The following is a 24039-nucleotide window of genomic DNA, read 5'->3' on the forward strand; positions in this document are numbered from 1 at the left end:
CCGCCGCTCCACCCTCACCCCTCCCGGAGAGTCGCATGTCCCGCACTCGCACCCTCGCCACCCTCGGCCTGGCCGCCCTGCTCGGCCTGACCACCGCGTGTTCCGACCAGGCCGCCACCAAGCACGAAGGCGCGCCCGGCAAGCCCGCCGACCTGGCGCTGACCGACACCACCCCCGGAGCCGCCGGCGCGGTCGACAACGTCAAGTGGCTGCTCGCCAAGGAGCCCAAGTCGCTCGACCTGGACGTCCGCTCCGACAGCGACTCCAACGCCCTGGTCGCCAACGTCTGCGAGCGGCTGTTCCAGACCCGGCCGGACCTGACCATGCGTCCGCACCTGGCCGACACCGCGACCTACACCGACCCCAAGACGCTCGTGCTCAAGCTGCGCGCCGGCGTCACCTTCCACGACGGCTCGCCGATGACCGCCGACGACGTCGTGTGGAGCCTCCAGCGGCACGCCGCGGAGGGCAAGAACGAGTCGGACGAGTTCGAGCGGGTCGCCGCGATCGAACGCACCGGCGACGCCGAGGTCACCATCCGGCTCAAGGAGCCCGACGCGCTGTTCACCAAGGCCCTCGCCGGCAACGCGGGCGTGGTCCTGGACCGCGAACAGGCCGAGGCCGCCGGCAAGGACTACGGCACGCCGGGCCGCGCCGACGCGTGCTCGGGCCCGTACCTGCTCAAGGAGTGGAAGGCCGGCAGCCGAATCTCCCTGGAGCGCTACGACGGCTACTGGGACAAGAGCCGCAAGCCGCTCGTCCGCTCGGCCACCTTCACCTGGGCCGACGAGAACGCCATGGTCAACAGCCTCACCACGGGTGCCGCCGACGGCACCTACCTCACCACCATGAGCGCGGTCGCCCCGCTCGCGGGCAACGGCCGACTCAGCGTCGCCTACGGCTCGTCCTCGCGCGCCTGGACCCTGATCCCCACCGAGCGCGGCGGCATGAAGGACGCGCGCGTGCGGCGCGCGCTCTCGCTCGCGCTCGACCGTCAGGGCATCGCCAAGGCGGCCTTCGGCGGCCTGGCCACACCGTGGAAGACCCCCCTCGGCCCGGGCGCGTGGGGCTACGAGAAGGCCACCTTCCAGGCCGGCTACGACGCGCTCCAGGGCGCCCCGGCCCAGCCCACCGCCGCCGACCTGGAGGCGGCGAAGAAGCTGATCGCCGAGGTCGGCGCCGACGCACCGACGATCGTGGTCGCCAACGACGGCACGCCCACCCGCAACCTGATCGCCAACGCGGTGGTCGACGCGGCGAAGAAGATCGGACTCAAGGCCGAGATCAAGACCATGTCCGGCGCCGACTTCAGCAGCCTGTACACCGACCAGGGGCTGCGCAAGACCGTCGACCTGGTCGCCGACGACTGGTACATCTCCAAATCCGACCCGGCCGGGTTCTACGACAACGCGCTCACCGGCTCGTCGAACAACTGGGTCGGCTTCAGCTCGCCCGAGTACGACAAGGTCGTGAACGAGGCGCTGCGCACCACCGACGACGCGGCCCGGGCCAAGCTTCTGGTCGAGGCCGAGCGCCGGTTCACCGCCGACGCGGTGTGGCTGCCGCTGGTCCAGGTGCCCAACGTGCTCGTCACCGACGCCAAGCTGACCGGCGCGCCCCCGTCGATGGCCAACGTCGCCTACCCGTGGCTGGCCGACCTCGGCGCCAAGGGCTGATCCCTTCCTCCCGTTCACGCCCCCTGTGCACGCCCCCTTTGGAGGTGTCAACCACATGCCCGCCCGCGCACTGCGCATCACCCTTGGGCTGCTCGTCACCCTGCTCGCCGCGTCGTTCGTGATCTTCGGCGCGATCTACGCCGCCCCCGGAGACCCGGCCGCGTTCCTGGTCGGCGGGCAGGAGGACGCGACGCCGGAGAAGCTCGCCGCCGTCCGCGCCGCCTACCACCTCGACGACCCGCTGTGGGTCCAGTACGGGGACTGGATCGGCGGGGTTCTGCACGGCGACTTCGGCCGCTCGCTCCAGTACAACGACCAGGTCGCGGACCTCGTGTCCTCGCGCGTGCCCACCACGCTGTTCCTGGTGTTCTACTCGGCCGTGCTGTTCGTCGTGGTCGGCGTCGCCCTCGGGGTGCTGTCCGCGGTGCGCGGCGGGCGGGTCGACGCGATCATCGTGGCGGTGACCACGCTGCTCGCGTCGATCCCCAAGTTCGTCAAGGCGCTGGCCCTGGTCGCCTTCCTCGGCGTCCAGCTCGGCTGGTTCCCGGTCACCGGCGCCGGCGAGGGCTTCGGTGACCGGCTGTACCACCTGACCCTGCCGGCGCTCTCGCTCGCGCTCGGCGAACTCGCCGTGGTCAGCCGGGTGACCCGGCAGAGCATGCTGGAGCAGTACGCCCAGGACCACGTCACCGTGGCCCGCGCGGCCGGCCTGTCCGAGTTCAAGGTGATCCGCCGACACGTGCTGCGCAACGCGCTCGCGCCGGTGGTCACCATGTGCGGCCTGATCATCGCGAGCCTGTTCGCCGGCACCGTGGTGGTGGAGACCGCGTTCGGGATCAGCGGCATGGGCTCGCTGCTGGTCCAGGCGATCAACACGCACGACTTCCCCGTGACGCAGGCGGTGCTGCTGCTCATGGTGCTCGCGTACATGCTCGTCACCACGCTCGTCGACCTCGTCCACCCGCTGATCGATCCGCGGGTGCGCCTCGAAGGAAGCGCCGCATGACCCTCCTCCAGGCCACCGCGCCGCCGCCCGTCGCCGAGGCCGCGCCGCGACGCAAGACCGCCGAGCGCCGGCGGCCCCGGCCGCTCTCGTTCCGGATCGCCGTCGGATTCCTCGTGCTGACCGCGCTCGCCGCGGTGTTCGCACCGCTGATCGCGCCCTATGCACCGGACGCGATCGACCTCGACGCCTCGCTCGCGGTGCCCGACGGCACGCACGTGCTGGGCACCGACCAGTCCGGGCGCGACCTGCTCTCGCGCGTGCTGCACGGCGCGGGTCCCAGCCTGGTGGCGCCGTTGGCGCTGCTCGCGCTCGCGTCGGTGATGGGGATCGCGCTGGGCACGCTCGCGGCCTGGAACGGCGGCTGGGTGGACGCGCTCGTCTCGCGCGTCACCGACGTGATGTTCGCGTTCCCGGGGCTGCTGTTCGTGATCCTGATCGTCTCGGTGTTCGGCGACGGGTTGACGACGGCGGTGATCGCGCTCGCGCTCGCCTACTCGCCGGTGGTCGCCAAGTACACCCGCAGCATCGCGCTGGCCGAGCGGGCCAAGCCGTACATCGACGCCTACCGCGTGCAGGGCATGGGCGGATTCGCCATCTGCGCACGGCGGTTGGTGCCGAACCTGGCACCGTCGCTGATCGGGTACCTGGTGCTGATGTTCGGTCAGGTGCTGATGGGCATGGCCACCCTCAGCTACCTCGGCTTCGGCGCCCAGCCGCCCAGTTCGGAGTGGGGCCTGATGGTCAAGGAGGGCCAGGCCGCGCTGGTCCAGGGCGCGCTGTGGCCGGCCCTGGTGCCCGGCACGGCGATCGCGCTGGTCGTGGTCGCCTTCAACATCGCCGGCGTGCGGATCTCCGACCGCCTTGGGGTGAGGGAACGCTGATGACGGAACTGCCGAACACGGAACCGCTGAACACGGAACCGCTGAACACGGAGCGGCCGAATACGGAGCGGCCGAATACGGAGCAGTCGAATACGGAACTGCCGAATCCAGAGCGGCCGGACATGGAACTGCTGGACATCGAAGGGCTGACGGTGGAACTGCCCGGCGCGGGCGCCGCGCGACCCGTGCTCGACGCGGTGACGCTGCGCGTGGGGCGCGGCGAAGTCGTGGGCCTGGTCGGCGAGTCCGGCTCGGGCAAGTCCACCACCGCCAAGGCCGTGCTGCGGATGTTGCCGGGCGACGCGCGGGTGAGCGGGCGGGTGGGCGTGGACGCGACCGACGTGCTGACGCTCGACGCCGGCGCGCTGCGCGAACTGCGGGCCCGCCGGGTGGCGATGGTGCACCAGGACCCGCGCTCGTCGCTCAATCCGGTGCGCCGGATCGGCGATTTCCTGACCGAGCGGCTGATCCACACCCTCGGCGTGCCGAAGACCACCGCCCGCGAGCAGGCGCTGCGGCTCCTGGAGGCGGTGGGGATCGTGCGTCCGGCCGAGCGGCTGCGGCAGTTCCCGCACGAGCTGTCCGGCGGCATGCTCCAGCGCGTCGTGATCGCGGCGGCCCTGGCCGGCGACCCCGAACTGCTGCTCGCGGACGAGGCGACCAGTGCGCTCGACGTCACGACCCAGGCCGAGATCCTGGCCATCCTGCGCGAGCACCAGACCACGCGCGGGCTCGGCCTGCTGTTCATCACGCACGACCTCCACCTCGCGGCGGCCTACTGCGACCGGGTGTACGTGATGTACGCGGGCCGCGTGGTGGAGGAGCGCGGCGCCGAGCAACTGTTCGGCGATCCGCGACACCCCTACACGGCGGGCCTGCTCGGGTGCACGCCCGAGCTGGGCGATCCGCGCCCGATCCGCCCGGTCCCGGGCCGGCCGCCGTCGCTCGACGACGCGTTCCCCGGCTGCCCGTTCGCGGCGCGGTGCCCGCTGGTGGAGGCCGAATGCGAGACCTGGCGGCCGGTCGCGCTCGAGATCGAGGGCGGCGGCAGCGTGGCGTGCCGGCGTGCGGATCTCGGCGCCGCGTCCCGGGCCGACTCCGGCACCGCGTCCGCGTCCTCGTCCCGGCCCTCGTCCCGGCCCTCGCCCTCGTCCTCGTCCTCGTCCTCGTCCCGGAAGGTGCTTACGTGAGCGTCCCCATCGTCGCCCCCGCCCCCGTACCGGCGCTGGAAGTCGACGGCGTCTGCAAGGAGTTCCCGCTGCCCGGCCGGCGTGGCGAGACCACGGTCGCCGCGTCCGACATCACCTTCACCGTGCCGCCGGGCGGCTCGCTCGGCCTGGTCGGCGAGTCGGGCTCGGGCAAGACCACGATCGCGCGGATGCTCGTGGACCTGATCCGGCCGGACGCCGGCACCATCGCAGTCGACGGCCGGCCGCGCGAACTGCGGGCGCGGGGCGGGGCCGAGCGGCTGCGCCGGGCGCGCGAGATCCAGATGGTCTTCCAGGACCCGTACGTCTCGCTCGACCCGCGGCTGACCGCCGCCCAGTGCGTGGGCGGCGTGCTGCGCCTGCACGGCGAAGCCGACCGCGAGCGCCGGGTCGCCGAACTGCTCGACCAGGTGGGCCTGGGCACGCGCGAGGCCGGCGCCCGCCCGCACCAGCTCAGCGGCGGGCAGCGGCAACGCCTGTCGATCGCCCGGGCGTTGGCGGCGCGCCCGCGGGTCCTGGTCCTGGACGAGGCGGTCTCCGCGCTCGACGTGTCGATCCAGGCGCAGATCCTGGAGCTGTTGACCGAGCTGCGCCGGGAGACGGACGTCGCGCTCGTCTTCGTCAGCCACGACCTGGCCGTGGTGCAGCAGGTCACCGACGACATCCTGGTCCTGTACCGCGGCGTCGCGGTCGAACAGGGCCCGACCGGCGACATCCTGGGCGACCCGCGGCACGCGTACACCCGCCTGCTGGTGGGCTCCGCACCGCGCCCGGGCTGGGACCCGGCGTCGGTGGCCGAGCTGCGGAAGGCGCTGACGGTGTAGCGGCCGACGTGTGGTGAGCGCAGGTCAGGGAGGCGGATCGCGCAGGTCCAGGTAGCGGCGGTACGCCTCCAGACCATCCGGGACGAACGGCAGGCGTCGCACCGCCTCCCGCAGTTCGCCCGGGCTGAGCCACGCGTGCCAGGCCACCTCGGCCGGGTCCACCACGACGACGGTCGGGACGACCGCCTCGTGCAGCGCCAACCAGTAGGGACTGATCGCGCCCCGGCACAGGTACTTGCAGATCGGGCGCACGGTCGTCGTGACGCCGATCTCCTCGACCAACTCCCGCACGGCCGCCGCCGCGTAGGTCTCGCCGACCTCGACGGCGCCGCCGAACATGATCTCGTGCCGACCGGGAAACCGGATCGCGTCGTCGGGACGACGGTAGACCAGGATCCGGCCGGCCGAGTCCCGACAGATGGTGGTCGCGATCCGATGCAGCCAGCCGTTTCGGATCGCCTCGTCACGCTCGACGACGCCCACGACGCGATCGTGCTCGTCCACGCGTTCGACCGGTTCGCCCATGGCACGCACGATCTCACGGGCCACCGACGCGGGACGACGCGAGGACCGGGCTGTGGCATCCTCGGGAGTCGCATCGGACGAGGAGCTGCCCGTGCCTGTTCCGCCCTATGACGCCGTGCTCTGCGACATCGACGGTGTACTCCGGCACTGGCCCGTCGCCGATGATCTCGAACGTGCCCATGCCCTGCCCTTGGGGGCGCTCGCGGCGGCGGCCTTCGCGCCGGCGCGGCTGATGCCCGCCATCACGGGGGAGGTCACCGACGAGGAATGGCGGTCGGCGGTGGTCGCGGACCTCACCGATGTCCACGGCTCGATGGATCGCGCCCGCGCCGCGGTCGCCGCGTGGTCCGACCTCGTTCCGATCGTCGACCGGGAGGTGGTCGCTCTGCTCGCCCGGCTGCGCGGCGTCGCGCCCGTGGCGCTGGTGTCCAACGCCACCACGCGGTTGGAATGGGACCTCGCTCGCCAGGGGTTGGCCGACCTTGCCGACACCGTCGTGAACACCGCCCGCGTCGGCGTGGCGAAACCCGATCCGCGGGTCTACCGCATCGCCGCCGAACGTGTCGGCACCCCGGTTCGGCGCTGCCTGTTCGTCGACGACACCCCGGCCAACGTCGCCGCCGCCCGCGAAGCGGGTATGACAGCCCTCCACTACCGTCGAATCGACGATCTCCGCATCGCGCTCGCGCCGCTCCTCGATCCGGCGGTGTGAGCCCCGCAACGCGGTGGAAACGCGCGGTGTTCGCGCGGAAATCGGGTGTGGCCACGAGGTCCGACGCGCACCCTTTGCGCGGGTTCGCGGCGACCGTCGGCCGAGCCCGAACAGGCCTCGCCGTGCACCACTTTCCGTGACCTGCCGGCGACGCTGAGGTAAACGGAATCGGATCCCGTGGAAAACCTTGACACGCTCTATTGGTCTGGACCACTTTGGCCTAGACCAATAAGCGCGCGCAGAGCGGGCTGCCGCGTCACGCATTCGCACCACGTCCCCATCGCTTCTCCACGCACGGAGGCAGTAGTGGCACGCGTTTCGCATGCTCCGCACGCGAGTTCCCCGCGTAGCGGACACCGCACCCTCGCCGCGTTCGCGGCGATCACGCTCGCCGGAGCGGGGCTCACCGTCGCCGTGGCCGGCAGCGCCGAGGCCGCCGACAACCTCGTCACCAACCCCGGCTTCGAGAACGGCCTGTCGAACTGGTCCTGTTCGGCCGGTTCCGGCAGTGCCGTCGCCACCCCCGTCCACGCCGGCACCGGCGCGCTCAAGGGCACCCCGGCGGGCTCGGACAACGCGCGCTGTTCGCAGACCGTCGCGGTCCTGCCGAACTCCGCCTACACGCTGAGCGCGTGGGTCCAGGGCAGCTACGTCTATCTGGGCGCGACCGGCACCGGCACCACCGACGTGTCCACCTGGACGCCGAATGCCGGAACGTATCAGCAGCTCACCACGACGTTCCGGACCGGCGCGTCCACCACGTCGGTGACCGTCTACACACACGGCTGGTACGGGCAACCCGCGTACTACGCCGACGACATCACACTGGCCGGACCGGGCGGAAGTACCCAGATCCCGGCCACGCCCACCGGCCTGGCGGCCGGTTCACCGTCGTCCACGAGCGTCCCCCTCTCGTGGAACGCGGTTCCGGGCGCGACCGGCTACAACGTGTACCGCAACGGCGTGTTCGCCCAATCGGCAACCGCCGCGAGTGCGATCGTCTCCGGTCTGACGCCGTCCACGGCGTACGACTTCCAGGTCACCGCGACCAACTCCGCCGGCGAATCACCCAAGTCGGCGACGGTCACCGCGACCACCACCACCGGCGGTGGCGGCGGCGGCACGCTGCCCAAGCACGTGCTGACCGGCTACTGGCAGAACTTCAACAACGGCGCGACGATCCAGACGATCGCGCAGGTCCCGGCCGAGTACGACATCATCGCCGTCTCCTTCGCCGACGCGACCGGCACCCCGGGCGGAGTCTCGTTCACCCTCGACCCGGCGCTGAATTACCCCGAGGCGCAGTTCAAGGCCGACATCGCGGCCAAGAAGGCGGCCGGTAAGAAGGTGATCATCTCGGTCGGCGGCGAGAAGGGCACCGTGTCCGTGAACAGCGCCGCCTCGGCGACCAACTTCGCGAACACCCTCCACACGCTGATCCAGACCTACGGGTTCGACGGCGTCGACATCGACCTCGAGAACGGCCTCAACTCGACCTACATGACGCAGGCGCTGCGCTCACTGTCCGCCAAGGTCGGCGCGGGGCTCGTGATCACCATGGCGCCGCAGACGATCGACATGCAGTCGACCGGCACCGAGTACTTCAAGACCGCGCTGGCGATCAAGGACATCCTCACGGTCGTCAACACCCAGTACTACAACAGCGGCTCGATGCTCGGCTGCGACGGCAAGGTGTACAGCCAAGGTTCGGTGGACTTCATCACCGGCCTCGCCTGCATCCAGCTCGAAGGCGGTCTCGCGCCCGCACAGGTCGGCCTCGGCCTGCCCGCCTCGCCGCGCGGCGCCGGGTCGGGATACGTCTCGCCGACCGTCGTCAACAACGCGCTCGACTGCCTCGCCAAGGGCACCGGCTGCGGGACGTTCAAGCCGACGAAGACCTACCCGGGCCTGCGCGGGGCCATGACGTGGTCCACCAACTGGGACGCCCTGAACGGCAATCAGTTCTCCAACACGGTCGGTCCGCACCTCGACACGCTTCCGTAGCTCGCCTTGCGTAGCCCGAGCCGGACCACGCGACCGGCTCGGGCCCCGTCGAACCCCCACCCCTTCGGAACCGCCGACGCGGTCGACGCGGTCGACGCCGCCGAACTCGTTCGCAACGGCGGCTTCGAGTCCGGCCTGACCGGCTTCGACACGTACTTCGGCGGCTGAGGCCGGATCCTCGAACGACTGCCTCGAACGACCGCCTCGAACGACTCCCTCGAACGACCCCCGCCGCCGGCCCCCACGAGAGACCGGCGGCGGGCCGGTCAACGACGATCACGGGCATTGTTTGCGCAGGCCCGATAGGGCAGCATCCGGCGGCATGGACATAGCGATGACCCTGCCGACCATGCTTCCGCACGGCCGCGACGAGGTACTGCGCTGGTGCCGCGGCATCGACGAGGGCCCCTGGTCGAGCCTCGCGGTGCCCGAGCGGATCACCTACACCAGCCACTCGCTCACGGTGCAACTCGCCGCGGCCGCCGCGCTCACCGAGCGCGTCCGGTTGTGGACCACGATCGTGATCCTGCCGTCGCACTCCGCCGTCCGCATGGCCAAGGATCTCGCCTCCGTCGACCGGCTGAGCGAGGGCCGGCTGACCGTGGGTGTGGGCGTCGGCGGGCGGGAACAGGACTACCGCGCGGTCGGTGCCCCGTTCGACCGCCGCTGGCAACGCATGGACGACCAGGTCGCGACCATGCGCTCGATCTGGGCCGGCAACCCGCCCGAGCCCGACCTGGACCCGGTCGGCCCACCGCCCGTCCAGCCCGGCGGCCCACCCCTGATCGCGGGCGCGATGGGCCCCAAGGCGACCGCGCGCGCCGCCCGGTGGGCCGGCGGCGTGGACGACGGCTCGGCCGTGGCCGCGCCCGACCCGGACACATTGCGCGATGTCGCCGAACGGGTCCGCACCGCCTGGCGCGAGGCGGGCCGCACCGACGCCCCGCACCTGTCGACCAGCCTGTGGTACGCCCTGGGCCCCGACGCCGAAGCCCGCCTGCGTGGCTACGCGTTCGACTACCTCCGCGTCTTCAGCGACGAAATCGGCGAAGCCGTGGCCGAAAACGTCACCGCGTTCACCCCGAAGGCCCTGCGAGCCGCCGTCGACACCGTCCGCGACGCCGGCTTCGACGAACTCTTCCTGGTCCCCACCACCACCGCCCCCGACGAACTCACCAGAACCCGCGACGCACTGGGCATCTGACCGAGGCGGTGCGCGACGAGGCGGCGCATGAGCGAGGGGCCCGGTGCCGGCGGCCCGCGTGGCCGGCGGCACCAGGTCCCTCGCATGTGTCAGTAGGCGCGCGCCACGACGGCGACGTTGCCCGGCTGGTCGTCGCTCTCGGGGACCGAGCCGTCGGCGGCGACCAGGCAGCGCACGGACACGCCCTGCTCGGCGAGCTTCGCCTCGCCCTCCGGGCCCAGCGTGGCCCAGGGGATGCGCGCCCAGCCGGTGCCGGCGGCCGCTGCGGCCTCCTCGATCGTGGTCACCTCGACGGTGCGGTCCCTGCGGCGCTCACGCGACTGCGCCAGCAGCAGCGCCTGGTCGTCCTCCAGCACCTCGGGCAGGAGTTCGGACAGGGCCTCGATCGCCACCGGCTCCTTGCTTCCCGCGATCCGGCGGACCAGCACGGCGGTGCCGTTCTCCAGGTCGCGCGGCCCGAGCTCGATCCGTACCGGCACGCCCTTGAGCTCCCAGTCGACCGCGCGGCGGCCGAACGGCGTGTCCGTGCGGTCGTCGACGTGCACGCGGACACCCGCTGCCTGCAACCGGTCACCGATCTCGCGGACCTTGGCCAGCACCGCGTCGTCGCTCTTGATGGCGACGACCACCACCTGAATCGGAGCCAGGCGCGGCGGGACGCGGAGACCGTTGTCGTCCCCGTGCATCATCACCAGCGCGCCGACCATACGCGTGGTGGAGCCCCAGGAGGTCTGCCAGACGTACTCCTGGCGACCGTCCTTCGACAGGTACCGCGTATTGAATGCCTTGGCGAAGTTCTGGCCGAGCTCGTGACTGGTGGCCAGTTGGAGGGCCTTGCCGTCGCCCATCATGCCCTCCAGGGTGAGCGTGTTGATCGCCCCGGCGAACCGTTCCCTGACCGTCTTGCGTCCCGGCACGACGTCCATGGCCAGGACGTTCTCCATGAACTCGGCGTACACGTTCCGGTGGATGCGCGCGGCATAGTCCCGGGCGTCCTCGTACGTGGCGTGCGCGGTGTGGCCTTCCTGCCACAGGAACTCCGTCGTACGCAGGAACACGCGCGGGCGCAGCTCCCAGCGCACCACGTTCGCCCACTGGTTGATGAGCAGGGGCAGGTCGCGGTAGCTCTGCACCCACTTGGAGAAGGACTCGTTGACGATCGTCTCGGAGGTCGGGCGGATGACGACGGGCTCCTCCAACCCCTTGCCGCCGCCGTGTGTGACGACGGCGAGCTCGGGGGCGAACCCCTCGACGTGCTCGGCCTCCTTCGTCAGGTACGACTGCGGGATCAAGAGCGGAAAGTACGCGTTCGAGGCACCCGCCTCCTTGATCCGGGCGTCCACCTCCTGCTGCATGCGCTCCCACAGGCTGTACCCATACGGTCGGATGACCATGGTGCCGCGCACCGGACCGTTGTCGGCCAGCTCGGCCTTGCTGATCAGGTCCTGATACCAACGGGGGAAGTCATCCGCTCGAGAAGCGAGCACAGCTGCCTTTGCCATGCTGCGCAGGGTAGGACGCCCGCCCGCCCGTATGCGAATCGATTACTCCCTGTCCCGAATCGCCCGCCGACGCCCCGCATCAGTCCAAGTGTTCGCGGATCGAGCAGGGTCGCACCCCGCCGTCCGATACCGACAGGCGGGTCTGGACCCGGCTGTGCGAAGCCCGGGAACACGCCGCTTCGCGATCGTCATGGAGGAGAGCCTCCCCCCGCGGCATCGGATCGGCGGTGCGGACACGATGGCGGGACAACCCGATGTTCGACGGCGAACAGGTCGACGTCGCCACCGCCACCGCATCATGCCGGGTTCGCGTGCCGGTTTCGTGGATCAAGAGATCAGCCACTCGCCCTCTCGGAGCAGTTCGCGGTTCTTGAGTTCGTTTTCCTCGCGCCAGGCTTGCAGGCGTTGTGGGCGGATGCGGAAGTAGTGGTACGAGCTGGTGAGTTGCCGTGGGTCGAAGCCGGTCTTCACGGCGAAGCCGTCGCCCAGTTCCGGCGAGATGTCGGCTGCGGGCAGTGCCTCGGCGGTGCCCTCGATCAGGACCACGTCGCGGGTCGGCCCGAGGGCGACCCGGACCTTTCCGCCGGCCAGCAGGTTGCGTGCCGTCGGACTTGCGGACGCGGTGGCGATCAACAGGGTGAGCCCGTCCCAGAGGAAGGACAGCGGGACCAGGTACGGGGTGCCGTGCTCGTCGGCCGTGGACACCCATGCGTCGACGTCGTGCTCGAGCCGGTCGAGGGCGTCCTGCTTGCGTTGCTCCGGGCTACGGGCGGGCGGCTTCATGATTCCTCCGGATCGGTGATCGGATGCGGCGCCCAGTCTTCCCGATCTTCGGCGCCGACGGGGGTGCGGCGCCGCCGAGGAATGTGACCGGGGCGGGAAATCCGTCCGAACACGTTCCCCCGCCGCGTTCTCCCGGACCGGCGCGCCGCGTAACGTCGACCGGTGAAGCGGAGCGACCACCGTGGTGGCCGCGGGAGTTCGGAGGCATTGCATGGCACGTCGACTGCGTCTCGAGGACCTCACCGCGATCGCGGTGCCGGAGGAGCCGGCCATCTCGCCGGACGGCTCGGAGATCGTCTACGTGCTCCGCAGGTGCGACCGGACCACCGAAGTCGCCGACGTCGACGAGCAGGAGCGGGACACGGACCGCGACGTTCGCGCCCTCTGGCGGGTGGCGACCGCCTGCGGTGGCCCCCGGCGGCTGACCGCAGGGCCCGCGGACACCGCGCCGGCCTACTCGCCGGACGGGGCGTGGATCGCGTTCCTGCGCGAGGTGGACGGTCGGCCGCAGGTGTGGCGACTCCCGCTCGACGGCGGTGACCCCGAGCAGTTGACCCGGCTGCCGCTGGGCGCGGGCTGCCCGGTGTGGAGCCCGGACGGGACGCGTCTGGCGTTCTCGGCGCTCGTGGAGAGCGGCGGTGCGGCTCCCGCCCACGCGCCGCTGGTCGCGGACACGCTCGACTACCAGGTGGACGGCGTGGGCCTCGGCACCGGGCGGCGGCACGTCCACGTGCTCGACCTCGCCGCCGGATCGGTGGTCCCGGTCACCGAGGGCGAGTGGAACACGGGCGAGCCGGCGTGGTCACCCGGCGGCGATCGGCTCGCGTTCTCCGGTACGTACGGCCCGGACCCCGACCTGACCTGGCGGTCCGCCGCGTACGTGCTGGACCTGGCCAAGCCCGACGCGAGCCCCGAACCGGTGGGCTCGACCGAGGGCATGGCCGGTCCCGTCACGTGGGCCGGCGACGCGCTCCTGGTGGTCGGCCGGGATCGTCCGGCGGCCGGCCACCTGCGGCTGCTTCGGGTGTCGTTGGTCGGTCACCCGACCACGGATCTCGGTGCGCTGTTGGACCGCAATGTGATGCCCGGCAGCTCCGGCTACCCCGGCGCGCTGCCCCAGGTGACCCCGAAGGACCGGGCCGCGCTCTTTTGCGTGCGCGAGGCCGGTGAGACCCACCTGTACTCCGTCGACCTCGTCTCGGGACACCTCCGCGCCCTGGTCGAGGGCGCGGGCCGCTCGGTCTCGGGCGTCGCGGTGGCCCGTGCCGCCGAGTGCGCCGCGATCGTGCTGTCCACGCCCGACCGGTACGGCGAGATCGCGGTCGTGGACCCGGTGGCCGGCACCGAGCGGGTGCTCACCGCGCACGGCGCCGCCGCGCTCCCGGACGTCGAGCTGTACCCGGCGGTGGATCGCTACTTCACCATTTCCGACGGCGCCGAGGTCCATGGCCGGCTGATCCGCGATCCGCGCACGACCGGCCCGAGTCCGCTGCTCCTGGACATTCACGGCGGCCCGCACAACGCGTGGGGCGGTGCGGCCGACCCGGTGCACCTGTACCACCAGGTGCTCGCCGAGCGCGGCTGGACGATCCTGCTGCTGAACCCGCGCGCCAGCGACGGCTACGGAGAGGACTTCTACCGGGCCGCGCTCGGCGCGTGGGGCGAGGCGGACCGCAAGGACTTCCTCGAACCGCTGGACCAGCTCGTCGCCGAAGGGGTGGCCGACCCGCACCGCCTCGCGATCGCCGGCTACAGCTACGGCGGATTCATGACCTGCTACCTCACCGCCCACGACGACCGATTCGCGGCGGCCGTGACCGGCGGCCCGGTGGCGGACCTCACCAGCATGGTCGGGACCTCCGACTTCGGCGCGTACATGGCCGGCACGCAACTGGGCTCACCGCCCTGGGCGAACCCGGCCCGCTTCGCGGAGCTCAGCCCGCTGACCGAGGTCGCGAACGTCATGACCCCCACCCTCGTGCTCCAGGGCACGGCCGACCGGCGCTGCCCGATGGGTCAGGCCCAGCAGTGGTTCACCGCGCTGCGCGAACGGCGGGTGCCGACCCGGCTCGTGCTGTACCCGGAGGCGTCGCACCTGTTCTTCCGGTGCGGCCGGCCCTCGCATCGGCTCGATTGGAACCGGCGGATCGTGGACTGGGTCGAACAGCACGCGGCGCCCTGACCCCCGCCCCGGGCCCGGCCGGCCGCCCCACTCAGCTGACCCGATGCCCGAACTCGGCCTCGAACGGCCCGAGTTCGGGCACACCGAACTCCGCCATCAGCGCGTCGAACGCGACGACCTTGTCCTCGCCGAAGCGCCGGATCTTCGCGGCGAAGGTCGCGGACCGCAGGAACCGCGGCGGGTTCGACTTGCTGTGGAACTTGTCCGCGTACATCACCAGCCGCTCCTCGGCCGACTCGGGGAGATAGTCGTCGACCGGGATCGGCAGGTCCTGGCTCAGCACGTCGTGCCGGGTCAACCCGACCCCGGTGTGGCACGAGCAGAACCGGTGCAGCACCTCCGGCAGGCCCTCCTTGCGCAGGATCTCCGCGCCGAGCAGGCCGTGCCGCACGTAGTTCGCGCCGTCGAGCCGCCCCTCGTCGTCGTACAGCCGGTACACGCCGATGTCGTGCAGCAGGCAGCCGGCCCGGACCAGATCGGCGTCGAGGCCCGCGCCGCCGGGACCGGCCAGGAGCTGTTCGGCGATCCGCCACACGATCCCGCAGTGCGTGTGCACCTTCTCGAACGCCGCGCGGGTGGGTGCGTACGCCTGGTGCAGGACGGTGATCTCGGCGACCGTCGGGAGCTGTGACATCCGGGGAGCCTAATGCCGTCGGGCCGGCCCCGGTGTGCTCACTGCGCCAAACGGCGATCGCCCGCCCAGTGGGTCGCGCCGAGCTGGTCGGCGATCTCGGCCGGGATATCCCAGAACGCGCGGACCGAATCCACCAGTCCCGCCGCGTCCACGCGCACGGCGTCAGGTCTAGCCGCGACCTCCTTGACTTGCAATGGGCATCGGAGTCCGGGGCGAACACATCGGCCGCCCGCGGAACGGACCGCCCACGGAATCGATCGGCTGCGCGATCTCGCCGTCACATACTGCGAGTTCGGCACAGGCCGCGGTGCGCGGTACCCTCTTGTACGCCTGATGTTCGCCCACCCGATCCTGCGGGGGCATCCAGTGATCGCGCATCGTGGAGTGGCGACAGCCTTAGGGGCACCGTGAGCGTACGGTCGGCTCGTCGCTCGACCGACGTCCAATCAAGTGAACCAGGACACCGCGATGACCCCGACCACGCTCGCAGGTCTCGACCCCACCGGGCGCGTCGACCGACACGCCTTCGTCGCGATCGAGGGCCCGCCGGGCGCCGGCAGTTCGGCGCTCGCGGACACGCTCGGTGTCGCGCTGGGCTGTACACCGATAGCCGGCCGTGCCGAACCGATTCGGCTCGCCACCCGGGCCGGGCACGGACTGGGCCTGTCCGGGCTGCTCCGCGCCGACGAACTGGTCAAGCGGCAGCGGCTCGTCGGCCCGGCCGTCGTCGACACGTGGGCCACCAGCGTGGCCGCCGACAGCGCGGCGATCTACCGCGCCGACAGCACCCGGCTCAGCGGTCAGGTCGCCGAGTACCGGGCCGTACTGGAGGAGCCGACCGTCACGGTCCACCTGACGGCCTCGGCCCGAACCCTGCGCGACCGGCTGTCCGCCCAGCGCAGCCTGTCCGCCGACGACCGCGGTTGGCTCACCCGTCGTGGCGCCCTCGAACGCGTCGCGGACGCCCACCGGGCCCTCGCGCACGACGTGGACACCCGGCACGCCATCGTGGTCGACATCGACAACCGCAGCGCGCAGGCGATCGCCGACGCGGTGATCGCCGGCCTCAAGGCCCGCCACATCACCCTCGCCGACGCGACGGCGGCATAGCCGCTGCGCCTCCTCCGGGTGGGCCCCGCCGCCGAGGAGGACGGGCGGGCCGCGGGTCGGCCGACTAGGGTGCCGGGACATGAGCGGTCACATGGGTCTGCGCGAGCGCAAGAAGCTTCGGACGGTCGAGACGATCTCCGAGACCGCCATCTCGCTCTTCCTGGCGAAGGGCTTCGACGAGGTGTCGGTGGTGGAGGTGGCGCGGGCGGCCGAGGTCTCCAAGCCGACGCTCTTCCGCTACTTCCCGACCAAGGAAGACCTCGTCCTGCACCGCTTCGCCGACCACCAGGACGAGGCCGGTCGGGTGGTGGCCGAGCGGCCCGAGGGCATGTCGGCGCTGGCGGCGCTGCGGGCGCACGTCCTGGCCGGGCTCGCCGCCCGGGATCCGGTGACCGGGCTGTGCGACGACGCCGAGGTGCTGGCGTTCCACCGGCTCCTGTACGGGACGCCGAGTCTGGTCGCGCGGCTGCACGCGTACACGGATCGGGCCGAGGAGGCGTTGGCCGGCGCGCTGGGCGGCCCGGACGAGATGGACGCGCGACTGGCGGCCGGACAGATCGTCGCGGTGCAGCGGATCCTGGCCCGGGAGAATTGGCGGCGGATCGCGGCGGGCGAGAGCGCGACCTCGCTGTACCCGGTCGCGGTCGCGGCGGCGGACCGGGCCTTCGACCAGCTCTCCGACGGGCTGCGTCGGTACGTGGAGACGCCGCCCTGAAACCGCGGCCCTGGCGACCGCGGCCTTTGGGAGCCTAGCCGGGAGGCACGGAGCTGAAAACGTAACCGAGTAACATTATTGACTTGGTTGCATTATTATCATCGTCATGACGTCACTCGATCATGAACTGGGTAGGGAGCGGACCTACCACGAAGCGTGCCGCGAGGCGATGGCCGCGATGGTCGAGGGCGCCGCCGAACACGTGATCACCGGCGCGGACGTCTCCGCCTCCGGAGCCGACGCCGAGGCCCTCGGCTACACCCTGCGCAGCCGGGCCAAGGAGATGGGCGAACTCCCGGAGACCCCGCTGTTCTTCGGCCGGCTGGACTTCGACCGGACCGAGGCGGCCGGTGACCACCGGGGCCGCCGCTATCACATCGGCCGCCGCCGGATCACCACCGACCTGGCCGCCCCGCCGCTGGTCGTGGACTGGCGGGCGCCGATCTCCCGGGCGTTCTACCGCGCGAGCGCACGCGATCCACACGGCGTCGCGGTCCGCCGCCGCTTCGGCTGGGCACCGTGGAGCGTGGGCGCGTCCGAGGACCTGACCAGCCTGGAGGACGAGCACCTCGGCAGCGCCGCCGCACCCGGCACGGACCCCGTCGGCGCCATCGACGGCACGGGCAGCCCCGGCGGGATCCTGGCCGGTGAGATCGGCCGGCCGCGGTTCGGCCCCATGCGCGACATCGTCGCGACGATCCAGCCCGAACAGGACGACCTGGTCCGCCGCGAACTCGCCGCGTCCATCTGCGTCCAGGGCGCGCCGGGCACCGGCAAGACGGCGGTCGGCCTGCACCGCGCGGCGTTCCTGCTCTACACCTACCCACAGCGCATCCAGCGCGGCGGGCTGCTGATCGTCGGCCCCAACCGGGCCTTCCTCCACTACATCTCCGAGGTGCTGCCGGCCCTCGGCGAGACCGGCATCCGCCAGTCCACGATCGACGACGAGGTTGGTCGACACCCGATCCGGAGCCGGGACACCCCGGCCGCCGAGGTGGTCAAGCACGACGCGCGGATGGCGGACGTGCTGCGCCGCGCGCTGTACTCGCGCGTCACCACGCCGCTCGAACCGGTGGTCGTCCCGGACGGCGCGTACCGTCGCCGGATCACGCCGGCCGAACTCGCGGACATCGTCGCGGGGGCCGCGGCCGAGGACACGCCGTACGAGGTCGGCCGCGAACGCGTGCGGGCCCGCGCGGTGCGTGTGCTGCAGCGGCAGGCCGAGCGCAACTCCGGCCCACCGAGCGGGGATTGGCTGCGCCGGATGGGTCGGTCCAAGGGCGTCGGCGGGTTCGTCGACCGGTCGTGGCCGAAAGCCTGCCCCGAGCAGGTCGTCGCCGAGCTGCTCACCGATCCGGCCGCGCTCGCCGCCGCGGCCGACGGCGTCCTGACGGCGGCCGAGCAGCAGGCGATCCGGTGGACGAAGCCGCCGCGCTCGTGGAAGAGCGCGCGGTGGTCGAGCGCCGATCTGGTGCTCCTCGACGAGGTCGCCGGCCTGATCGAGCGGCCCGCGGCCTACGGCCACGTCGTGGTGGACGAGGCACAGGACCTGTCCCCGATGCAGTGCCGCGCGCTGGGCCGGCGGATCGGCTTCGGCTCGGTGACGGTACTGGGCGACCTGGCCCAGGGGACCACGCCGTGGTCGGCGCGCGACTGGCCCGAACTGCTGACCCACCTCGGCCGGCCGGACGCCACGGTGGCCCCGCTGACCGTCGGCTTCCGGGTGCCGGCGGTGATCGTCGCGCTCGCGAACCGGCTCCTGGGCACGCTCGACGTCGACGTGCCGGCCGCCCGGTCGCTGCGCGAGGACGGCGAGCTGAGCATCCGCGAGGTGGCCGACCTGCGCGCGGCGACCGTCGACGCGGTCCGCGCCGCGCTGGCCCGCGAGGGCTCGATCGGCGTGATCGCCGACGCCACCGAGACCGCGCACCTGCGCGCCGCCCTGGTCGCGGCCGGCATCGCGACCACCACCGCCGACGACCCGGACCCCACCGGCGGGGCCCGCGTCACGGTGCTGCCCGCGACACTGGCCAAGGGCCTCGAATACGACCACGTGGTGGCGGTCGAGCCGGCCGCGATCGTCGCCGCCGAGTCCCGCGGCCCCAGCCGGCTCTACGTGGTCCTCACCCGAGCCGTCTCCCGCCTCGACATCCTGCACCACCGACCCCTGCCGGCCGCGCTGGTACTCGCGCCGGGGCGGTGACCTCTCCCCCGGCCCCGGCCGGTCCGGGGCGTGGCCACCCGTTCGCGGGTGTCGGGCGGCAGACTGGAGGTGGGGAATCTAGCGTGTGTAGTGCCGGCGCCGAGAACCGGTGAATTTTCCGGTCGCGGCACCGGGGCGGGCGGTGGATTGCGTCGGTGGATCGACCCGGGAGGGCAGGATGACGGGCGCGACGTACGAGATCCCGATCATGATCGTCGGGGATTCGATCAGCCACGGCAGCAGCGGGCACTGGACCTGGCGCTACCGGCTGTGGCGGCATCTGCGCGCGCACGATGTCCGGCTCGACCTGGTCGGGCCCAAGACCGGGCTCGACAACGTGGACCCCGACGGCACCACCTACGCCGATCCGGACTTCGACACCTATCTTGCCGAGAAGGACGCGATCGAGGCCAAGGTCGCCGAGCACCGGCCCGAGTACCTGCTCGTGCTGCTCGGCATCAACGACCTGCTCTGGCATCCGGTCGAGCCGCCGCGGTTCGAGGCCGACCTGCGCGAGTTCGTCGCGAACGCCCGGCGCGCCGATCCTCGACTGCGGATCGTCGTGGGCCGGATCCTGCCCACCCGTAAGGCCGGCGACGAGCCGGAGTTCGCCGCCCGGGTCGCCGCCTCCAACGACCGGATCGAGGCGGTCGCGGCCGACCTGAACACCGACGAGGCGCCGCTGGTCGTGGCGCGGACCGACGCCGAGTTCGTCGCCGCCGAGCACACTTGGGACGGCACCCACCCGAACCCGGCCGGCGAGTACCGGATCGCCGCCGCCTTCGCCGACATCCTCGCCGCCGCCTTCGGCTTGGGCGCCCACTACCCCCGCCCCTTCCCCCGGATCGCCGACACCCCCACGGCGGCGAACTCGAATACGCCGACGGACTGACCGAGGGCGCGGGCGGGCCTACAGGGGGCGGTCCGGGTCCTCCTCGATCACCAGGCCCTCGTACGGTTCCATTCGGACGGCGCTGGGGACCGGCTCGCCGGCGCGGGGTCCGGCCGTACTGACGCGGATGGTGCCGGTCGCGGGGAGGGACGCGGGGGCGTTGCCCAGGTTGAGGGCCACGGTGAGGGTGCCGCGATGCCAGGTGAGGATGTCGCCTCGGAGCGGGAGCAGCGTCATCGGGCCGGTCGCCAGGTCCGGGAGCGTGCGGCGCAGGGCGATCAGGTCACGGCACAGGTTCAGGGTGGACATGGGGTCCTCGCGCTGGTCGGCGACGTTGAGGCCGGGGCCGCCGGCGATCGGCAGCCATGGTCGTGCGGACGTCGAGAAGCCGCCGTCGGGGCCGCCGTCCCACTGCATGGGAGTGCGGCCGGCGTCCCGGTGTCCGTGCGGTTCGGCCAGGTCGCGGACGCTGTGGGTGAGCAGTTCGGCGCCGGGCTCGACCATGCCGATCTCGTCGCCGTAGTAGAGCACCGGCGTACCACGCAGCGTCAACAGCAGGAGCAGGGCGCAGCGGACGGCGGCCGGCTCGCCGCGGCACCAGCGGGTCGCGGCGCGGCCGTCGCCGTCGTGGGTCGACATCGCCCACACCGGCCACGCGTCGGCGGGCAGCCGATCCAGGGTGCGGCCGATGACCTCGTGCAGCGCGGGCGCGGTGAAGCGGGCCTGGAGGAAGGGCACGTTCCACGCCAGGTGGAGTTCGTCCGAGCCGTTGCCGTAGTACGCGGCCAACGCGTCCACGGACGGCACCCACGTCTCGCCGAACAGCAGCCGTGCCGAGCGGTATTCCTCGCCGAGCGCGCGCCAGTGCCGGATCGCCTCGTGCACCCGCGGGTGGCCGCCGCTGTGCGCGAACCGCCGCCCGAGGGCGCGTTCCGTCGTGCCGTCCTGTTCGGTGGCCGGCGGATCGTCCCGGAACTCCGGGTCGTGGAACAGCGTTTGCAGGGCGTCGATCCGCACGCCCGCGACGCCGCGGTCGAACCAGAAGCGCAGGATCTCGTCGAACTCGGCGCGGACCGCCGGGTTCCACCAGTTCAGCTTCGGCTGGTGCGGCGAGAAGCTGTGCAGGTAGTACTCGCCGGTCGCGGGGTCCAGGGTCCAGGCCGGGCCGCCGAAGTGGCTGAGCCAGTTGTTGGGCGCCCCGCCGTCCGGCGCCGGCGGGCGCCACACGTAGTAGTCCCGGAACGGCGACGTCGTGGCGGACCGCGACGCGGCGAACCAACGGTGCTCGTCGCTGGTGTGGCTGGGCACGAGGTCCATCAGCACGCGCACCCCGAGCCGCTCGGCGATCTCGATCAGTCGTTGCAGGTCCTCGTGGTCGCCGAAGTCGGGATGCACCCCTCGGTAGTCGGCGATGTCGTAGCCCCAGTCGTGGTCCGGGGACGGCATCGTGGGGTTGAGCCACAGGCCGTCGACGCCGAGCCAGGCGAGATGTTCCAGCTTCTCGATGATGCCCGCGAGATCCCCGAAGCCGTCGGCGTTCGTGTCCTTCCACGACCGCGGATAGGCGTTGTAGACCACGCCTCCACGCCACCACGGGTCCGGATCCGGGGAAGGATCCCGCTGGTCGGGCACTGTCGGGTCGGTAGCGCCGGAGGAGGTCGTCACATACCAGTAGTACCCGCTCGCCCACCACGAACATGGGCGCCGGTCGTGCGGGCCGCGCCGGCCGGGCCGGTCACATCGTCGCGCGGGCCGGCCGCCGGATCCTGCTCGACTTCCGGCGGCCGGGCCGGTCGCATCGTCGCGCGGGCCGGCCGCCGGATCCTGCTCGACTTCCGCACCCCGAGCCCGGGCAAGTCCTGACCGGGTCGTTTCCGACCGGGACCCGCCGTGACGTCGCCGTCACATCCGCGGCCTGCCGAGCCGGCCCGATCCGGTCTGCCCGCCCGATCCGGTCCGCCCGCCACTCGGCGACTCAGCGCTCGTCGGCGAGCCGGCCCACCCCGGCGTAGAGCCAATCGGTACGGATCTTGTCGGTGGGGTCGGGACGCCAGTCCCACGCGCGCGTCAGACCGGGCTCCAGGAGGTCGAACCCCTCGAAGAACGAGGCGATGCGCTCGCGCGGGCGGAAGACGATCGGGGAGGTGGCGTTCTGGTAGATCGCCTCGGTTCGGGCCACCGCCTCGGGCGGCGGGCCGTCGGTGGTCAGATGGGACAGCGCCAGGTAGCTGCCGGGCGCCATCGCTTCGCGGAACGCGCGGAGGATCGTGTCCGGCGCCTCGCTCTCGCGGATGAAGTGGAATACGGCCACGAACAGCACGGCCACCGGGCGGGAGAAGTCGATCAGGTCCTGGACGTCCGGATGTTGCAGGATCTTGTCCGGCTCGCGCATGTCCCCGGTGATCACGGTGGTGCTCGCGTTGTCGGCCAGCAGTGCCCGACCGTGCGCCAGCACGATGGGGTCGTTGTCGACGTACACCACCCGTGCCGCCGGGTTGATCTCCTGGGCCACCTCGTGCACGTTCCCCTGGGTGGGCAGCCCCGTGCCCAGATCGAGGAACTGGTCGATGCCGGCCTCGGCGAGCGTCCGCACCGCGCGCTGGAGGAAGTACCGATTCTCCCAAACGCTTTCGTAGGTGTCCTCGACGGCTTCCTTCACCCGCTCCGCGGCCTCCCGGTCGACGGCGAAGTTGTCCTTGCCGCCGAGGAAGTAGTCGTACATTCGCGCCGGAGTCGGGTGCGTGGTGTCCAAGACAGTGGGCTTCCAGTCGTCGGTTCCATTCCGTAACTCGGCCCGCGCGCGCCTCGGTTCCCCATCGTCGACCATGAATTGCCCTTCCATGAGATCTGACGCTTCGTCACCAACCATGCGTAGTAGGCGATCGTACCCGGTGACTGGTTGGCGGGTCCGGCGGACGGCGGGCATGACGGGAAACCGCACCGGATGGACACCTCGCGTTCCGGAGCGCGTTGCCGGGCGGTCGGGACCCCGGTTCGGGGGAGCCCGGCCGGCGATCGGAGCGGCGATCGGACGGGTGATCGCACGGGGGATCAGACGGGCGGTACGAGGGTCGAGTAGCGGTCGAGGACGGCGTGGTCGCCGGTCACGGTGAGGGGTTGCGCCGGCCGTCGGCCCCACAGGAACAGCATCAGGTCGGATGCCGTGCCGGCCGCCTCCACGTCGCAGGGCCCGTCGGGCCCGGCGAGCCGGACCTCGTCGCCCTCGAAGCACGCCGTCCACACGCCGGGGCCGTCGGTCCGTCGGAATCGGAATCGTTCGCCCGCACCGAGGGGCGCGCTCTGCACGGACCGCCGGTACGGCGCCATGACCTCGAACGCGTGGCCGACGGCGTCCACGGCGACTTCGGTGTCGATCGGCCCGGCCGCGCCGAGCGCCCGCTCCGCGTCCCAGCGGTGCACCGATGCCTCGATGGTTTGGACCCGCAGCCAGAACCCCACCGTATGGTCCGCCGACCAGGTCCACACCGCCTCGTTCGGGTCGGTGCGCACGAACAGCTCGTCGAGCGCGCGAGCCCCGGCCGCGAACCAGTCGACCAGCGCGACCGGCACCGGGCCGGGTGTCGGCCCCTGCCCCGGCACCGGCCAATCCTCGCGTTCGGCGGGCAGGTCGAACAGGCCGGCGTCGGTGACGTCCGGAAGCTCCGGGAGCCGCTCTTTGACGACGCACCCCACGACGCGGTGGACGCCGCCCAGGTGCACGACCAGATCGGACATCGTCCAACCCGGACACGAGGGCACCGAAGGCGCCTCCCCGGCCGCCACCGCGCGCCGGGCCGCGGCCTCGAACGCCTTGATCTCACGCCGGAAATGGGGGTAATGGTCCATGTCCTCACCCTGCCATCGCCGCCCCGGATCCGTATTCGTATCCGCGCACAACGGTGCGAGGAGCCCCCGGATGTCGGTTCCGCCGTACGGACGCGAGCTATCGCGCCCGCTTCGATTTCTCGCCAGGCTGTT

The 24039-nt window shown here is 71.9% G+C and carries 21 protein-coding genes; 14 read left to right on the top strand and 7 right to left on the bottom strand.

All coding sequences use genetic code 11. The features are described from left to right. The first annotated feature begins 35 nt into the window (after window positions 1–35). The 5 genes from OG928_RS41505 (at window position 36) to OG928_RS41525 (ending at window position 5595) form a co-directional block, all read left to right on the top strand. The gene (locus OG928_RS41505; RefSeq protein WP_331767190.1) at window positions 36–1676 is read left to right on the top strand and encodes an ABC transporter substrate-binding protein; all 1641 of its coding nucleotides are present in this window, start codon (window positions 36–38) and stop codon (window positions 1674–1676) included. A 55-nt stretch (window positions 1677–1731) separates the two neighbouring features. Beyond that, complete coding sequence (locus OG928_RS41510) at window positions 1732–2682, top strand: ABC transporter permease (RefSeq protein WP_331767191.1); 951 nt, start codon at window positions 1732–1734, stop codon at window positions 2680–2682. Beyond that, window positions 2679–3563: an ABC transporter permease gene (locus tag OG928_RS41515; protein ID WP_331767192.1), complete on the top strand. Its 885-nt coding sequence runs from the start codon at window positions 2679–2681 to the stop codon at window positions 3561–3563. Before OG928_RS41510 ends, OG928_RS41515 begins: the two co-directional genes overlap by 4 nt. A 122-nt stretch (window positions 3564–3685) precedes the next feature. After that, entirely contained in the window at window positions 3686–4753 is a 1068-nt protein-coding gene (locus OG928_RS41520; protein ID WP_331768294.1) for an ABC transporter ATP-binding protein, read from the top strand. Further along, window positions 4750–5595 (top strand): ATP-binding cassette domain-containing protein, encoded by an 846-nt coding sequence (locus tag OG928_RS41525; protein WP_331767193.1) that lies wholly within the window; start codon window positions 4750–4752, stop codon window positions 5593–5595. The genes OG928_RS41520 and OG928_RS41525 overlap by 4 nt, the downstream gene beginning before the upstream one ends. A gap of 24 nt (window positions 5596–5619) precedes the next feature. On the opposite strand, the gene OG928_RS41530 is transcribed toward OG928_RS41525, so the two are convergent. Beyond that, complete coding sequence (locus tag OG928_RS41530) at window positions 5620–6120, bottom strand: NUDIX domain-containing protein (RefSeq protein WP_331767194.1); 501 nt, start codon at window positions 6118–6120, stop codon at window positions 5620–5622. Window positions 6121–6211: 91 nt separating this feature from the next. Between OG928_RS41530 and OG928_RS41535 the strand changes: the two genes are divergently transcribed. From OG928_RS41535 to OG928_RS41550, 4 genes are all read left to right on the top strand, one after another. Then, entirely contained in the window at window positions 6212–6832 is a 621-nt protein-coding gene (locus tag OG928_RS41535) for an HAD-IA family hydrolase (protein WP_331767195.1), read from the top strand. A gap of 306 nt (window positions 6833–7138) precedes the next feature. Continuing rightward, on the top strand, window positions 7139–8836 hold the full coding sequence (locus OG928_RS41540) for a chitinase (protein WP_406291689.1): 1698 nt from the start codon (window positions 7139–7141) through the stop codon (window positions 8834–8836). 6 nt (window positions 8837–8842) lie between these two features. After that, window positions 8843–9004 (top strand): hypothetical protein, encoded by a 162-nt coding sequence (locus tag OG928_RS41545; protein WP_331767196.1) that lies wholly within the window; start codon window positions 8843–8845, stop codon window positions 9002–9004. Window positions 9005–9158: 154 nt separating this feature from the next. Then, window positions 9159–10040 (top strand): LLM class flavin-dependent oxidoreductase, encoded by an 882-nt coding sequence (locus OG928_RS41550; RefSeq protein ID WP_406291690.1) that lies wholly within the window; start codon window positions 9159–9161, stop codon window positions 10038–10040. 89 nt (window positions 10041–10129) lie between these two features. Here the strand turns inward: OG928_RS41550 and proS are convergent, their stop codons facing one another. Together proS and OG928_RS41560 are read right to left on the bottom strand one after the other, a co-directional pair. Further along, a complete protein-coding gene (gene proS / locus OG928_RS41555) occupies window positions 10130–11542 on the bottom strand; it encodes a proline--tRNA ligase (RefSeq protein ID WP_331767198.1) in 1413 nt (470 codons plus the stop codon). Between the two features lie 327 nt (window positions 11543–11869). Then, window positions 11870–12328, bottom strand: coding sequence for a pyridoxamine 5'-phosphate oxidase family protein (locus tag OG928_RS41560; RefSeq protein WP_406292110.1), 459 nt, complete (start codon window positions 12326–12328; stop codon window positions 11870–11872). Window positions 12329–12536: 208 nt separating this feature from the next. Here OG928_RS41560 and OG928_RS41565 point away from each other — a divergent pair, with 208 nt between their 5' ends. Further along, entirely contained in the window at window positions 12537–14507 is a 1971-nt protein-coding gene (locus tag OG928_RS41565; RefSeq protein ID WP_331767200.1) for a S9 family peptidase, read from the top strand. Between the two features lie 31 nt (window positions 14508–14538). Here OG928_RS41565 and OG928_RS41570 read toward each other — a convergent pair whose 3' ends face one another. Then, window positions 14539–15141 (bottom strand): HDIG domain-containing metalloprotein, encoded by a 603-nt coding sequence (locus tag OG928_RS41570; protein WP_331767201.1) that lies wholly within the window; start codon window positions 15139–15141, stop codon window positions 14539–14541. A gap of 468 nt (window positions 15142–15609) precedes the next feature. On the opposite strand from OG928_RS41570, the gene OG928_RS41575 reads away from it, so the two are divergent. The 4 genes from OG928_RS41575 (at window position 15610) to OG928_RS41590 (ending at window position 20061) form a co-directional block, all read left to right on the top strand. Continuing rightward, complete coding sequence (locus OG928_RS41575; protein WP_331767203.1) at window positions 15610–16251, top strand: hypothetical protein; 642 nt, start codon at window positions 15610–15612, stop codon at window positions 16249–16251. Window positions 16252–16330: 79 nt separating this feature from the next. Beyond that, window positions 16331–16966, top strand: a complete 636-nt coding sequence (locus OG928_RS41580) for a TetR family transcriptional regulator (RefSeq protein WP_331767204.1) — start codon at window positions 16331–16333, stop codon at window positions 16964–16966. Between the two features lie 106 nt (window positions 16967–17072). Further along, window positions 17073–19169, top strand: a complete 2097-nt coding sequence (locus OG928_RS41585; RefSeq protein ID WP_331767205.1) for an AAA family ATPase — start codon at window positions 17073–17075, stop codon at window positions 19167–19169. A 178-nt stretch (window positions 19170–19347) separates the two neighbouring features. Then, window positions 19348–20061, top strand: a complete 714-nt coding sequence (locus tag OG928_RS41590) for a GDSL-type esterase/lipase family protein (RefSeq protein ID WP_331767206.1) — start codon at window positions 19348–19350, stop codon at window positions 20059–20061. Between the two features lie 18 nt (window positions 20062–20079). Here the strand turns inward: OG928_RS41590 and OG928_RS41595 are convergent, their stop codons facing one another. The 3 genes from OG928_RS41595 to OG928_RS41605 all read right to left on the bottom strand — a co-directional run bounded on the left by OG928_RS41595 (window position 20080) and on the right by OG928_RS41605 (window position 23907). Then, window positions 20080–21693: an alpha-amylase family glycosyl hydrolase gene (locus OG928_RS41595; protein WP_331767207.1), complete on the bottom strand. Its 1614-nt coding sequence runs from the start codon at window positions 21691–21693 to the stop codon at window positions 20080–20082. Between the two features lie 343 nt (window positions 21694–22036). Further along, entirely contained in the window at window positions 22037–22987 is a 951-nt protein-coding gene (locus tag OG928_RS41600) for an SAM-dependent methyltransferase (protein WP_406292112.1), read from the bottom strand. A gap of 125 nt (window positions 22988–23112) precedes the next feature. Then, a complete protein-coding gene (locus OG928_RS41605; RefSeq protein WP_331767209.1) occupies window positions 23113–23907 on the bottom strand; it encodes a maleylpyruvate isomerase family mycothiol-dependent enzyme in 795 nt (264 codons plus the stop codon). Between the last annotated feature and the right edge of the window lie 132 nt (window positions 23908–24039).

The sequence above is a fragment of the Embleya sp. NBC_00896 genome, assembly GCF_045207785.1.
Taxonomy (GTDB): domain Bacteria; phylum Actinomycetota; class Actinomycetes; order Streptomycetales; family Streptomycetaceae; genus Embleya.

What these genes read in the sequence shown, in the direction of transcription:
- OG928_RS41505 (WP_331767190.1), top strand. Translation starts at nt 36, where the DNA reads ATGTCCCGCACTCGCACCCTCGCCACCCTCGGCCTGGCCGCCCTGCTC.
- OG928_RS41510 (WP_331767191.1), top strand. Translation starts at nt 1,732, where the DNA reads ATGCCCGCCCGCGCACTGCGCATCACCCTTGGGCTGCTCGTCACCCTG.
- OG928_RS41515 (WP_331767192.1), top strand. Translation starts at nt 2,679, where the DNA reads ATGACCCTCCTCCAGGCCACCGCGCCGCCGCCCGTCGCCGAGGCCGCG.
- OG928_RS41520 (WP_331768294.1), top strand. Translation starts at nt 3,686, where the DNA reads ATGGAACTGCTGGACATCGAAGGGCTGACGGTGGAACTGCCCGGCGCG.
- OG928_RS41530 (WP_331767194.1), bottom strand. Translation starts at nt 6,120, where the DNA reads ATGGGCGAACCGGTCGAACGCGTGGACGAGCACGATCGCGTCGTGGGC.
- OG928_RS41550 (WP_406291690.1), top strand. Translation starts at nt 9,159, where the DNA reads ATGGACATAGCGATGACCCTGCCGACCATGCTTCCGCACGGCCGCGAC.
- proS (WP_331767198.1), bottom strand. Translation starts at nt 11,542, where the DNA reads ATGGCAAAGGCAGCTGTGCTCGCTTCTCGAGCGGATGACTTCCCCCGT.
- OG928_RS41565 (WP_331767200.1), top strand. Translation starts at nt 12,537, where the DNA reads ATGGCACGTCGACTGCGTCTCGAGGACCTCACCGCGATCGCGGTGCCG.
- OG928_RS41570 (WP_331767201.1), bottom strand. Translation starts at nt 15,141, where the DNA reads ATGTCACAGCTCCCGACGGTCGCCGAGATCACCGTCCTGCACCAGGCG.
- OG928_RS41575 (WP_331767203.1), top strand. Translation starts at nt 15,610, where the DNA reads ATGACCCCGACCACGCTCGCAGGTCTCGACCCCACCGGGCGCGTCGAC.
- OG928_RS41580 (WP_331767204.1), top strand. Translation starts at nt 16,331, where the DNA reads ATGAGCGGTCACATGGGTCTGCGCGAGCGCAAGAAGCTTCGGACGGTC.
- OG928_RS41585 (WP_331767205.1), top strand. Translation starts at nt 17,073, where the DNA reads ATGACGTCACTCGATCATGAACTGGGTAGGGAGCGGACCTACCACGAA.
- OG928_RS41590 (WP_331767206.1), top strand. Translation starts at nt 19,348, where the DNA reads ATGACGGGCGCGACGTACGAGATCCCGATCATGATCGTCGGGGATTCG.
- OG928_RS41600 (WP_406292112.1), bottom strand. Translation starts at nt 22,987, where the DNA reads ATGCCCGCCGTCCGCCGGACCCGCCAACCAGTCACCGGGTACGATCGC.
- OG928_RS41605 (WP_331767209.1), bottom strand. Translation starts at nt 23,907, where the DNA reads ATGGACCATTACCCCCATTTCCGGCGTGAGATCAAGGCGTTCGAGGCC.